Source organism: Streptomyces sp. S.PB5 (assembly GCF_030403745.1).
In the GTDB taxonomy this organism is placed as follows: Bacteria; Actinomycetota; Actinomycetes; order Streptomycetales; family Streptomycetaceae; genus Streptomyces.
Map to the genome: position 1 here is coordinate 333437 of NZ_JAQMWP010000004.1, position 12516 is coordinate 345952.

The 12516-nt window shown below is 70.4% G+C and carries 9 protein-coding genes and 1 tRNA gene; 7 read left to right on the forward strand and 3 right to left on the reverse strand.

Translation table 11 applies throughout. The annotated features are described in order from the left end of the window. Positions 1-254: 254 nt before the first annotated feature. Complete coding sequence (locus PH203_RS13065) at positions 255-776, reverse strand: hypothetical protein (protein WP_289920049.1); 522 nt, start codon at positions 774-776, stop codon at positions 255-257. A 383-nt stretch (positions 777-1159) separates the two neighbouring features. Here PH203_RS13065 and PH203_RS13070 point away from each other — a divergent pair, with 383 nt between their 5' ends. After that, a complete protein-coding gene (locus PH203_RS13070; RefSeq protein WP_289920050.1) occupies positions 1160-2011 on the forward strand; it encodes a family 16 glycosylhydrolase in 852 nt (283 codons plus the stop codon). Positions 2012-2595: 584 nt separating this feature from the next. Here PH203_RS13070 and PH203_RS13075 read toward each other — a convergent pair. Continuing rightward, a complete protein-coding gene (locus PH203_RS13075) occupies positions 2596-3555 on the reverse strand; it encodes a D-2-hydroxyacid dehydrogenase family protein (RefSeq protein ID WP_289920052.1) in 960 nt (319 codons plus the stop codon). A 284-nt stretch (positions 3556-3839) separates the two neighbouring features. Between PH203_RS13075 and PH203_RS13080 the strand changes: the two genes are divergently transcribed. Continuing rightward, positions 3840-4283 carry a VOC family protein gene (locus tag PH203_RS13080; RefSeq protein WP_289920053.1) on the forward strand — a complete coding sequence of 148 codons (444 nt, stop codon included), beginning with the start codon at positions 3840-3842 and terminating at the stop codon, positions 4281-4283. A 48-nt stretch (positions 4284-4331) separates the two neighbouring features. Here PH203_RS13080 and PH203_RS13085 read toward each other — a convergent pair. Then, positions 4332-4404 (reverse strand) — tRNA-Arg (locus PH203_RS13085). Positions 4405-4724: 320 nt separating this feature from the next. Here PH203_RS13085 and PH203_RS13090 point away from each other — a divergent pair. From PH203_RS13090 to ettA, 5 genes are all read left to right on the forward strand, one after another. Further along, the gene (locus PH203_RS13090; protein ID WP_289920054.1) at positions 4725-6329 is read left to right on the forward strand and encodes a dynamin family protein; all 1605 of its coding nucleotides are present in this window, start codon (positions 4725-4727) and stop codon (positions 6327-6329) included. 3 nt (positions 6330-6332) lie between these two features. Further along, complete coding sequence (locus PH203_RS13095; RefSeq protein WP_289920055.1) at positions 6333-8300, forward strand: YfjP family GTPase; 1968 nt, start codon at positions 6333-6335, stop codon at positions 8298-8300. A 215-nt stretch (positions 8301-8515) separates the two neighbouring features. Continuing rightward, a complete protein-coding gene (locus tag PH203_RS13100) occupies positions 8516-8974 on the forward strand; it encodes a single-stranded DNA-binding protein (RefSeq protein WP_289920056.1) in 459 nt (152 codons plus the stop codon). A 305-nt stretch (positions 8975-9279) separates the two neighbouring features. After that, positions 9280-10692, forward strand: coding sequence for a Cys-Gln thioester bond-forming surface protein (locus tag PH203_RS13105; protein ID WP_289920057.1), 1413 nt, complete (start codon positions 9280-9282; stop codon positions 10690-10692). Between the two features lie 154 nt (positions 10693-10846). Further along, complete coding sequence (gene ettA, locus PH203_RS13110) at positions 10847-12511, forward strand: energy-dependent translational throttle protein EttA (protein ID WP_289920058.1); 1665 nt, start codon at positions 10847-10849, stop codon at positions 12509-12511. The last annotated feature ends 5 nt before the right edge of the window (positions 12512-12516 follow it).

A 12516-nucleotide genomic window follows, 5' to 3' on the forward strand; every position in this document is an offset into this window, starting at 1 on the left:
TCGACCAGAACCGGCCCTCATGATCGACAGGAATACGGCTTCTCGCACACACGTCGTCCGCCGGGGCGACTGCGGCCTCCGCTGAGGGCCCTGCAGGCAGATCGAGGGGACAGCGCCTTCACAGTGACCAGTGCTTGGCATACGCGATGGCCGACACGGGTGGGTCCTGCTCTTTGGCGGCGCTGTCCCTCTGCAGGCGGATCCGGTCATCCGTCGTCGCGGATCAGATCCGCACCGGTCGATGACCGGCCGGCTCAGACTACGTTGATCTTGAAGTTCTGCGTGTTGTTCGTGGGGTTGTTGTCGGCCGCGTACACCACCGCCACCTGCCCCTCGACCGTGACGCCGGGCAGCGCGTCGGAGGAGACCTCCACCGGGACGAAAATGGAGCCCGCGCCCTCGCCCAGCCGCGAGAATCCCGCGTAGTAGCAGGTCACCTGGCGACCGCCGGGTGCGACGTTGCACTGCTGCGCCGGGTTGGAGAAGGTGGGCTGCTTCAGCGTGAAGCCCCACGGCACGGCGATCGTCACGCTGAACGGCCCCGTCTGCGACCAGCGGCCGTTGGCGTAGTAGCCCACGGCCATGGTGAACTCCTCGAGCGGCTTCCCGGACAGCGTCCCGGTCACCACCTTGCCGTCGACCACCTTGCCGTTCACGTTCGCCGTGAAGTCGGCGGTCGGCTCCGCAGCCGCGCCCGACGGCGCCGCCGCGCCGACCGTGGCGCACACGGCCGCCGCAGCGGCGGTCAGGACCTGCAACTTCATCCTGAGGGACATGACGATCTCCCGGTCTCGGTTACTGATTGCTTACTCTCAGTAGCACGCCGAGGAGGGTGAACCCGCCAGCCGAGCACGGCAAACGGGTGGCTGTCGTCCGGACCGGAGCCGAATGGCCGCACCCCGGCCCTCCGTCGGGCCCGGAGATAGCGATATCGATGGATGCCCCAAAAGATGCATATGGGCTAATTGAGCAAGATATCCGCAAATTTTGGGCAATGTGAATGCAGCATTTCATCTGCTGCGAGCGTGTCCGCCCGCGCGGGCGGACACGCGGGCGGGGCCTCACAGCCCCTTCACCGGTCGTCTCCCCTCCCGTGGCGGAGTCGGCGCGGAACTCGCGGCCGACCGCTCACCTGCAGGTCACAGAGAGAGGAATCGTCATGCCCTCATCCCTCGCAACCCGTCTCCGCGTGCTCGCCGGCTCCGCCGTCCTGCTCAGCCTTCCGCTGGCCGGTGGCGCCGAGGCCGCCGACGCCTCCGAGAGCGTTCACAAGAGCAGACACGCGGCCGCGGGCCGTCTCGCCCCTCCGGTCGAGGGCAAGACGCTCGTCTTCGGAGAGGAGTTCGACGGCCCGATCGAGTGGGGCACCAAGTGGACCGGCGACAGGACCAGCGCCTTCTCGCACGTGGACCACGACCCGGAGTTCTACAACCTCGACTGGCTCACCAAGGACGCGGTGACCGTCCACGGCGGTCTGGCCAGGTTCACCGCCACCCCGTCCGCCCACACGCTGGAGAACGGCAAGCAGGCCTGGGACACCGGCCTGATCACCACCGAGTACACCGACCGGGGCTTCCAGGTGCGGGCCGGTGACTACATCGAGACGCGCGTCCAGCTGCCCGACGGGGTCGGCGCGTGGCCGTCCCTGTGGACGTGGTCGGTCGACCACCCCGAGGACGCCGGCAACGACGAGATCGACACCTTCGAGTACCACCCGGACGGCCCCTACAACCTGGAGCTGACCAACCACGTCAAGCCCGACGTGGACAACTACACCAACTCCGACGTGGTCAAGCCCTGCGAGTGGATCACCATCGGCACCTACTACGGTGTGGACTCGGTCGACTGGTACGTCAACGGGGAGAAGGTCTTCTCCGACGGCCTGGGTGTCACGGGACCCGAATGGGAGTCGCACGTGGTGATGAACATGTCCGTGAGCGACGGCACGTACCACCCGGCTCCCACCGAGCCGATCGACTTCTGGGCCGACTACATCCGCGTCTACCGCTAGGTCCGCACCCGCACGCCAGGGATGAGCCCGCGACCCGCTCAAGGGTCGCGGGCTCGCCGGTGCTCCGGGCCCGCGGCACGGTTCTGTCCGGCGCGCTCCACTCCCGCCCCGGACCGCCTGTGCTGTCGGTGCACCGCCCGGCGCCGGCCGACGGCCCCGACAATCCGCCGCTCGTACCCGGCGTGCACCCGCTGGGGGCGACTGAGCCGTCCGGATCGGCCAACTCGTCCGCAGGGCAGTGGACTTCGGTCGTCATCGGTCCAGACGTGGTGGCGGACCGGTCGAGCACCAGCCCGGCCGCGGTGCTCGGAGCTGCGGCGCGTTCGCGTCGAACGCCGACTGGTCCTCGAGGTGCCGGAAGTTCCGAAGCCAGTCAGTGCGATGAGGACACCCGACGATTCCGCCGCTGTGACTTCGCAGTCACGGCCGGGACAGCCGCACCCGACGCACGGGTCGCCGACGTGCGTCGCACAGCTTTGGCGGATCAGCCACGATCCTGCACTGAGCGCCGGACGGAACCGGTCTGCCGGCGGTGCGCTGCGGGCCAGGCCTCAGACAGAGCTCAGACAGGCCTCAGTCAGGCCTCAGGGGAGACGGCGTACGGGTGAACCCGCCAGGTACGCCTGGATGTTCTCGACCGCCTGGCCGTAGTACGTCGAGTAGTTCGCCCGCGAGACATAGCCGAGGTGCGGGGTGGCGAGCAGGCGGGGGGCCGTGCGCGCCGGGTGGCCGGCTGGGAGGGGCTCGGTGTCGAAGACATCGAGACCCGCGCCCGCGATACGGCCTTCGTGGAGGGCGGCGAGGAGCGCGTCCTGGTCGACGATCGCCGCGCGTGAGGTGTTGATCAGGTAGGCGGTCGGCTTGAGGAGGGCGAGTTCGGCCGGGCCGAGCAGGCCTCGGGTGCGGTCGCTCAGGGCGAGGTGGACGGAGAGGTAGTCGCTGCCGGCGAGGAGCTCCTCCTTGGTCGCCGCGAGCTCGGCGCCTACCTCGTCCGCGCGTTCCTTGGTGAGGTTCTGGCTCCAGGCGGTGACCTCCATGCCGAAGGCCAACCCGATCCGCGCCACCCGGCTGCCGATCTTGCCGAGCCCGAGGAGCCCGAGCCGGCGGCCGTGCAGATCGGCGCCGACGGTGGACTGCCAGGGGCCGTTCGCGCGCAGGGCGTTGCTCTCCTCGACGACCCCGCGGGCGAGGCCGAGCAGCAGCGCCCAGGTGAGCTCGACGGGCGGCGTGGAGGAGCTGGCCGTACCGCACACGGTGACGCCCTGCGCCTCGGCGGCGGCGTAGTCGATGACGCTGTTGCGCATCCCGGAGGCGATGAGCAGCCTCAGCCGCGGCAGCTGGGAGATGAGGGACGCGGGGAAAGCCACGCGCTCCCGCAGGGTGACCACGATGTCGAACCCGGCCAGTGCCTCGGCGAGTGCGTTCTCGTCGTCGAAGTGTGTGTCGAAGGAGACGACTTCGACCTCGTCCGCGATCGGTGACCAGTCGGCGAGCTCGGTCGCCACCCGCTGGAAGTCGTCGAGCACAGCACAGCGCAGTCGCACGTCGGTTCCTCTCCGTGTGCCTGATGTCCAACTGTCCCTGATGTCCGGGAAGATCGACTGTACGCCGAGTGCGGCGGCGGGATTCGGTCAGATTTCTGACGGACGGGCGAACGGGCGGGTGGGCGGACCGGTAGGGGAGGGCGACCTTCGGAGACGGTTCGTGGTCCGCGGATGTCGAGAACGTGCGGTCGGCTCCGTCCCAGGGGTGTCGGCGGCCGGCACCGGCCGCACGAGGAAGTGCGCAGGGAAGCGTACGAGCGCACAAGGACGAGGGAGAAGACATCATGGCGATTCAGCGGATGGACAACGTCGGCATCGTCGTCGAGGACCTGGACGCGGCCATCGCCTTCTTCGCGGAGCTCGGTATGGAGCTGGAGGGCAGGACGGAGGTCGAGGGCCTCTTCGCCGACCAGTGCACCGGCCTCGACGGCGTCCGCTGCGCCATCGCGATGCTCCGGACCCCGGACGGGCACGGCCGGCTGGAGCTGGCGAAGTACCGCAGCCCCGCTGCCACCGGCGTCGGACCGCGCAACCCGCCCCACAACATCCTGGGCACCCACCGCGTCATGTTCGCCGTCGACGACATCGAGGACACCGTCGCCCGTCTGCGCCCGCACGGATCCGAACTCCTCGGCGAGATCGCCCGCTTCGAGGACAGCTATCTGCTCTGCTACGTCCGCGGGCCGGAGGGCATCATCGTGGGGCTGGCGGAGGAGCTGCGCCGGTAAGGCTCCGGCCAGCAAAAAAGCCCTCCCGGAGGAGAGCTGGGAAAGAGGCGCCCCCGGCAGGACTCGAACCTGCGGCCAAGCGCTTAGAAGGCGCCTGCTCTATCCACTGAGCTACGGGGGCCGGTGTGGTGGCCTCGTGTCTGGTGCCCGGGTGTGGGCTGATCCGTGACGTTGCCGGGGACAAGGATAGGGCTCCCGGATCCTTGTCCCTGTTGCTTCGCCTCCGTGGCTCAATGTGGAGGTTCGGTGAAGCGGTCCTGATAATCGCAGGCAGGTACGAATCGTGCATCGCTTTTGGCGTCTCGCGCCCCGGGTGTTGTGCACTCGTTATGCCTGGACTATGCCGTTGTCCCAGTCATCCCTTCCATCCCTTGTGTTCCGTCGGCGCGCAGACGTGCTCATATGCTTCAGAATTCCCCTAAAATTGGGCATTCTTCACATGTGGTGACCTTGGACGTACGGCCTCAGCTGCTCGACGCACTCTCCGCCCTGCGCGACCGTGTCGCCGCCGCACGCTTCCCGCTGCCCCTTGCGGGTGCTCCACGCGCGCGTGCCAACCGCGACGAACTGCTCGCCCAGCTCGACGACTACTTGGTGCCCCGGTTGAGGGAACCCGAAGCGCCCCTGCTGGCCGTTGTGGGCGGTTCCACCGGCGCCGGGAAGTCGACCCTCGTCAACTCCCTTGTGGGACGGCGGGTCAGCGAGGCCGGTGTGCTGCGGCCGACCACGCGGACCCCCGTTCTGGTGTGCCATCCGGAGGACCATCACTGGTTCAGCGGGATGCGCGTACTGCCCGACCTCACGCGTGTGTGGGTACCCCAGCAGGAGGGCGACGACCTTCTGCTGCCCGGCGAGGATCCCGGGCGTGTGCTGCGCGTCGAGACCGCGGACACCCTCCCGCGCGGGCTCGCCCTCCTCGACGCCCCCGACGTCGACTCCCTCGTCGCCGACAACCGCACGCTGGCCGCCGAACTCATCTGCGCGGCCGACATCTGGGTCATGGTCACCACGGCCGCACGGTACGCCGACGCCGTGCCGTGGCATCTCCTGCGCACCGCCAAGGAGTACGACGTCACTTTGGTGACCGTCCTCGACCGGGTGCCGCACCAGGTGGTCTCCGAGGTCTCCCGGCAGTACGGGGCGCTGCTCACCAAGGCCGGGCTCGGCGACGTACCGCGGTTCACCGTGCCCGAACTGCCCGAGTCGGCGTGGGGCGGCGGACTGCTGCCCGCCACCGCCGTGGCGCCGCTCAGGACGTGGCTCGTGCACCAGACCCAGGACCCGGGCGCCAGGCAGCACGCCGTGGGCCGTACCGCGCACGGCGTCCTGGACTCGCTCAAGTCCCGGATGCCCGAGCTGGCCAGCGCCGCCGCCGCCCAGTACGCGGCCGCGCTCCGGCTCACCGCCGCGGTCGACGGGGCGTACGACAGCGAGCACGCGCGCGTGCGGGGACGGTTGCAGGCCGGTGCCGTGCTCGCCGGGGACGCGCTCAAGCGGTGGCGGGCCTTCCCGCTCGACTGCACCGCCGGGGAACTGCTCGACGCGCTCGTGGAGAGCCTCGCCGCACTCCTGCTGTGCGCCGTCAGCGCCGCCGACGAGCGCGTCGACGAGGCCTGGCGGCGCGAACCGGCTGCGGGCGCCCCCCAACTGGCCGGCCCCGACCCGACGCTGGAGAGCGCGGAGCACCGGATCGGGATGGCCGTACGGCGGTGGCGGCGCGAGCTGGAGGAGTTCGCCGAGGAGGAGGTGCGCGACCTCGACCGCAGCGTCGCGCCCGACCCCGAGGTGATCGCCGCGCTCGTCGCCACCGCGCTCCTCGGCGGCCGCCGGGCGCGGTCCGCCGGCGAGGGGCTCGCCGAGCGGCTCGGGGCGCACGGGGCGCTGCGGCTGCGCGACCGGGGCGGACGGCTGCTCACCGAGCACCTGGACCGGGTCGTGCACGGCGAGCGCGAGCGCCGGCTCGCCCCGCTCGACGCCCTCGACGTGCACCCGGAGCCCCAGGCCGAACTCATCGCCGCGCTGTCCGTACTGCAGAAGGAGAGGTGACCGGTGACCGCCGTCACTGACCAGGACCACACGGATCACACGGATAACACCCAGGACAACGCCCCGGAGGACGCGGACGGTACGCCGGTGGAAGACGAGGGCGAAGGCGAGCGTGAGGGCGTGGAAGCCTTGGACGCCATGGGCGCGGTGGATTCCGCGGATCCCCCGGAGGACGGGAGCGAGGAGCCGGATGGCGGGCACGCGCGCGTGGAGGGCCGCGACGTCCCGGAGCGCTCGGAGAGGCGCACGGAGGGTCGTACGGACTCCTCGGAGTCCTGGGACGACGGGCTGATCGCGCGAAGGGCCAACGAGACCGCCGCGGCGGAGCCCGTCGCCGTCGTGGAGACGCGGGGCGCCGGGGCACAGATCGCGGCTCCCCTGGCGTACGACGGGCCGCTGCGGTCGCGGCTGGACGCGCTGCGTGAGCTCGTGGGGCTGTCCCGGACCCGGCTCGACAGCCGGACCCTCGCCGAGGCTGGGCGGGTCCTCGACGAGGCCGCCGCGCGGCGCAGGCTGTCGGGGCAGCACACCGTCGTCGCCATCGCGGGGGCGACCGGCAGTGGGAAGTCGCAGCTGTTCAACGCACTGGCCGGGGTGCCCATCTCGGAGACGGGCGTACGGCGCCCCACCACCGCCGCGCCCATCGCGTGCAGTTGGAGCGACGGGGCGGCCAGTCTCATCGAGCGGCTCGGGATCCCGCCCCGGCTGCGGCGGCGGCCCCTGCAGAGCGCCGAGTCGGAGGCGTTGCTGCGCGGGCTCGTGCTGGTGGATCTGCCGGACCACGACTCGGCGGCCGTGCAGCACCGGGAGCAGGTGGATCGTGTTCTGGGTCTCGTGGACGCGGTGATCTGGGTGGTCGACCCGGAGAAGTACGCCGACGCCGTGCTGCACGAGCGGTATCTGCGGCCCATGGCGGGACACGCGGAGGTCATGTTCGTCGTCCTCAACCAGGTAGACCGGCTGCCCGGCGAGGCCACCGAGCAGGTTCTCGACGATCTGCGGCGGCTGCTCGACGAGGACGGGATCGCGCTCGGCGAGTACGGCGAACCGGGCGCGACCGTGCTCGCGCTGTCCGCGCTCACCGGCGACGGGGTCGGTGAACTGCGGGAGGCGCTCGGGCAGTTCGTGGGCGAACGCGGGGCGCCCGCGCGGCGGATCTCGGCCGACGTGGACGCCGCCGCGTGGCGGCTGCGGCCGGTGTACGCCACCGGGCGGCGCACCGGGCTGAGCGAGGAGGCGCGGGACGAGTTCGCCGTACGGCTCGCCGACGCGGTCGGGGCGACGGCGGCGGGCGAGGCGGCTGAGCGGGCGTGGCTGCGCAACGCCAACCGCGCGTGCGGGACGCCGTGGCTGCGGCTGTGGCGGTGGTACCAGGACCGGCTCGAACCGCCCACCGGGCGGCTGCCGTTGCGGTCGCAGGCCGACGAGGAGGCCACGGCACGGCAGCGCGTCGAGCAGGCGGTGCGGACGGTCGCGGAACGGGCCTCCGCGGGGCTTCCGGCGCCCTGGGCGCTGGCGGTGCGGGAGGCGGCCGTACGGGGCTCCCAGGGGCTGCCCGAGGCGCTGGACGACCTCGCCGCGCGCGCGGGACTGCCGCCCGGGCGGCCGCCGCGGCCGGGGTGGTGGCCGGCGGCCGTGTTCGCGCAGGCGTCCATGACGCTGCTCCAAGTCGTGGGCGGGCTCTGGCTGGTGGGGCAGATCGTCGGGTTCATGGCGCCGAATCTCGGGGTGCCGGTGCTGCTGATGGTGGCCGGGATCATCGGAGGGCCGCTCGTGGAGTGGAGCTGCCGGATCGCGGCGCGGGGGCCTGCGCGGCGGTACGGCATGGAGGCGGAACGGCGGCTGCGGGAGGCGGCGGCCGGGTGCGGGCGGGCCCGGGTACTGGATCCGGTGGCGGCGGAGCTGCTCAGGTACCGGGAGGTCCGGGAGCAGTACGGGAGGGTGCTGGGGGTGGAGGCCGGGGTGCGCTGAACTGGCCTTTTGGTGAGTTGCCGGGGCTTCTCGTAGGTGGGCGTCGCTCGTTCGGGTGGCGGAGTTATCCACAAGCGGACCGGTGGTCCACAGCGCTCGGCGGGCTCGGGCCGGCGGAGGCAGTCTGGCTTCACGGCGATCGCGCAGGACGCGGTCGGCGAAGCAGACGCAGCCGTACGGGACGGGCCCGTCGGCGTATGCGGGAGGGGTTCGAGATGAACGAGACGATCATCGGCGTGGTGGGGAACGTGGCGACGACGCCGGTGTACCGCGAGACACAGAACGGGGCGTCGGCGCGGTTCCGGCTGGCGGCGACCCAGCGTTACTGGGACCGGGAGAAGGGGGAGTGGACGGACGGGCACACGAACTTCTTCACCGTGTGGGCGAACCGGCAGCTCGCCACCAATGTGGGGGCTTCGCTGTCGGTGGGTGAACCCGTCATCGTCCAGGGGCGGTTGAAGGTCCGCACCGAGGTGCGCGACGGGCAGAGCTGGACCTCGGCGGACATCGACGCGGTGGCCATCGGGCACGACATGTCGCGGGGTGCGTCGTTCTTCCGGCGCGTGCAGAAACCGGAGCCCGTCGGCGCCCCCTCGCAGCCCGAGCCGAGCTGGGAGACGCCCGTCGGGGAGGCGGCCGACCAACAGGAGCGGGAGCCAGTCGCGGTGACGTGACGTCAGCCGGCCGAGCTGCCGAGCTGCCGAGCTGCCGAACTGTAGAGCTGCCGAAGTACCGAAGTGCCGAACTGTGGCTTATCGGCGAGTGCGCACCGAACGACCCCGGTGGATTTGTCGATAAGCCCTGCTCGCAGGTGATCTTGGCGATAACGATTCCGAGTCGGATCGGTCGCCCGACCGCATCACCGGGAATCGCGGTGCGGGCGCATACCTAGGATGCCGGGCATAGCTCTCGGGGCTGCTGATTCTGCTGGTGGGACCGTTCCCCCCACATCAACGGGTCCTGCTCGAAGGGGAATTCTGTGTTTTCTGCGTTGTTGTCCGCGTGCAGGCGAGGAGCGGTCCGCGGTGCCGCCGCGACACTGGCGTCCGGGCTCGTCGCGGCCGGCGCGCTGATGGCCGGCGGCGGTGTGTCCGTCGCCGCGAACGGGGCGGCGGCGCAGAGCCAGGGCGGGGCTACGGCCACCATAGGCGGCCTGAAGACGTACGGCGCCGCCGTCATACACGACGACTCCGGGGACCTGCAGGTGTCGGCGGGACTGTTCGAGATGTCCGTCGACGGAGGCGGCACGCTTCAGACGTACTGCGTGGACCTCCACAACCCCACACAGCGGGACGCCAAGTACCACGAGACGCCCTGGAGCGGCACCTCGCTGGGCGCCAACAAGGACGCCGGCAAGATCCGCTGGATCCTGCAGAACTCCTATCCGCAGGTGAACGACCTCGCTGCGCTCGCCGCCAAGGCGGGCGTCCAGGGCGGCCTCACCGAGCAGGACGCGGCGGCGGGCACCCAGGTGGCCATCTGGCGCTACTCCGACGATGCGAACGTCGACGCCGTCGACCCGCAGGCCGAGAGGCTCGCCGACTATCTCCACAAGAGCGCGCGTGACCTGGCGGAGCCCAAGGCGTCGCTGACCCTCGACTCCGCCGCGGTCTCCGGCCGTCCCGGTGGTCTGCTCGGCCCGGTGACCGTGCGCACCAACGCGGACACCGTGACGGTGACACCGCCGACGGATGCGGCCACCAGCGGGGTGCGGATCGTCGGCAAGGACGGCAAGCCCCTCACCTCCGCGCGCGACGGCGGCGAGCTGTTCTTCGACGTCCCCGAGGACGCGGCGGCCGGCTCCGCCGAGCTGACCGTGCAGGCCTCCACCACCGTGCCGGTCGGCCGTGCCTTCTCCTCCGAGAGCCGCAGCCAGACCCAGATCCTCGCCGGCTCCAGCGAGTCGACGGTCTCGGCGACCGCGAGCGCGACCTGGGCCGACCGGGGCGCGATACCCGCACTGTCCGCGGCGAAGAACTGCGCCAAGGGCGGCGTGGACATCACCGCGGCCAACGAGGGCGACGCGGTCTTCGCCTTCGAGCTGCTCGGCATCGGCTACAGCATTCCGGCGGGCGAGGCGCGGACGGTGACGATCCCGCTCCGGGAGGACCAGGCGTACGACTTCACGATCACCGGTCCGGGGGGCCTGCAGAAGCGCTTCACGGGTGTCCTCGACTGCCAGACCCAGGGCGCGGAGACGGGCGACGTCGTCCAGACCCTGAGCGAGCCCAGCCCGGCGACGGTCGGGGGCGTCTCGGACGGCACGAACCTCGCCGAGACGGGCGCGTCCAGTGCGACTCCGATGATCGCCGGGGTGGCGATCGGGTTCGTGGTGATCGGCGGCGCGGCGCTGGTGTTCGTGCGCGAGAGGAAGGCGCCGACGCGGGGGTGAGGGACGCCACCGGGCGACGTTCCGTGACGGGGCGGTCACCGGGTGGGGTGGCCGGGCGGGGGCCTGACGTACGGGTTTCCGTCCGGGGATGGACGTACGGCAAGATGGGGTGTATCTGCCCACTGCCAGATTTCAAGCTGCCGGACGGTTTCTCTTGGCTGAGTTCATTTACACCATGCGCAAGGCGCGCAAAGCGCACGGCGACAAGGTGATCCTCGACGACGTCACCCTGAACTTCCTCCCCGGAGCGAAGATCGGCGTCGTCGGCCCGAACGGTGCCGGTAAGTCGACCGTTCTGAAGATCATGGCGGGGCTGGAGCAGCCGTCGAACGGTGACGCGTTCCTGTCGCCCGGCTACAGCGTGGGCATCCTGATGCAGGAGCCCAAGCTCAACGACGACAAGACCGTCCTGGAGAACGTCCAGGAGGGTGTCGCCGAGGTCAAGGGCAAGCTCGACCGGTTCAACGAGATCGCCGAGCTCATGGCGACCGACTACTCCGACGCGCTGCTCGACGAGATGGGCAAGCTCCAGGAGGAGCTCGACCACTCCAATGCCTGGGACCTCGACGCCCAGCTGGAGCAGGCGATGGACGCGCTCGGGTGCCCGCCCGGGGACTGGCCGGTCGTCAACCTCTCCGGTGGTGAGAAGCGCCGTGTCGCGCTCTGCAAGCTGCTGCTGGAAGCCCCTGACCTGCTGCTTCTCGACGAGCCCACCAACCACCTCGACGCCGAGTCGGTGAACTGGCTGGAGCAGCACCTGGCCAAGTACGCGGGGACCGTGGTCGCGATCACCCACGACCGGTACTTCCTCGACAACGTCGCCGAGTGGATCCTCGAGCTCGACCGCGGGCGCGCCTACCCGTACGAGGGCAACTACTCCACGTACCTGGAGACCAAGCAGACCCGTCTCAAGGTCGAGGGGCAGAAGGACGCCAAGCGGGCCAAGCGTCTGAAGGAAGAGCTCGAGTGGGTGCGGTCCAACGCCAAGGGGCGTCAGGCCAAGTCCAAGGCCCGTCTCGCCCGGTACGAGGAGATGGCCGCCGAGGCCGACAAGATGCGGAAGCTGGACTTCGAGGAGATCCAGATCCCGCCGGGCCCGCGGCTCGGCAGCATCGTCGTCGAGGTCAACAACCTCAACAAGGCCTTCGGTGAGAAGGTCCTCATCGACGATCTCTCCTTCACGCTGCCGCGCAACGGGATCGTCGGGGTCATCGGCCCCAACGGCGCCGGCAAGACCACGCTCTTCAAGATGATCCAGGGGCTGGAGACGCCCGACTCCGGGTCCATCAAGGTCGGCGAGACCGTCAAGATCTCGTACGTCGACCAGAGCCGCGAGAACATCGACCCGAAGAAGACCCTCTGGGCCGTCGTGAGCGACGAGCTGGACTACATCAACGTGGGCCAGGTCGAGATGCCGAGCCGGGCGTATGTGTCCGCCTTCGGCTTCAAGGGCCCCGACCAGCAGAAGCCGGCCGGTGTGCTCTCCGGCGGTGAGCGCAACCGGCTCAACCTCGCGCTCACCCTCAAGCAGGGCGGCAACCTGCTGCTCCTCGACGAGCCGACCAACGACCTCGACGTCGAGACGCTCTCCTCGCTGGAGAACGCGCTGCTGGAGTTCCCCGGCTGTGCCGTGGTCGTCTCCCACGACCGCTGGTTCCTGGACCGGGTCGCGACCCACATCCTCGCCTACGAGGGCGAGTCCAAGTGGTTCTGGTTCGAGGGCAACTTCGAGTCGTACGAGAAGAACAAGATCGAGCGGCTCGGTGCCGACGCCGCGCGCCCGCACCGCGCCACCTACAAGAAGCTGACCCGGGGCTGATCGAT

What these genes read in the sequence shown, in the direction of transcription:
- PH203_RS13080 (WP_289920053.1), top strand. Translation starts at nt 3,840, where the DNA reads ATGGCGATTCAGCGGATGGACAACGTCGGCATCGTCGTCGAGGACCTG.
- PH203_RS13065 (WP_289920049.1), bottom strand. Translation starts at nt 776, where the DNA reads ATGTCCCTCAGGATGAAGTTGCAGGTCCTGACCGCCGCTGCGGCGGCC.
- PH203_RS13070 (WP_289920050.1), top strand. Translation starts at nt 1,160, where the DNA reads ATGCCCTCATCCCTCGCAACCCGTCTCCGCGTGCTCGCCGGCTCCGCC.
- PH203_RS13100 (WP_289920056.1), top strand. Translation starts at nt 8,516, where the DNA reads ATGAACGAGACGATCATCGGCGTGGTGGGGAACGTGGCGACGACGCCG.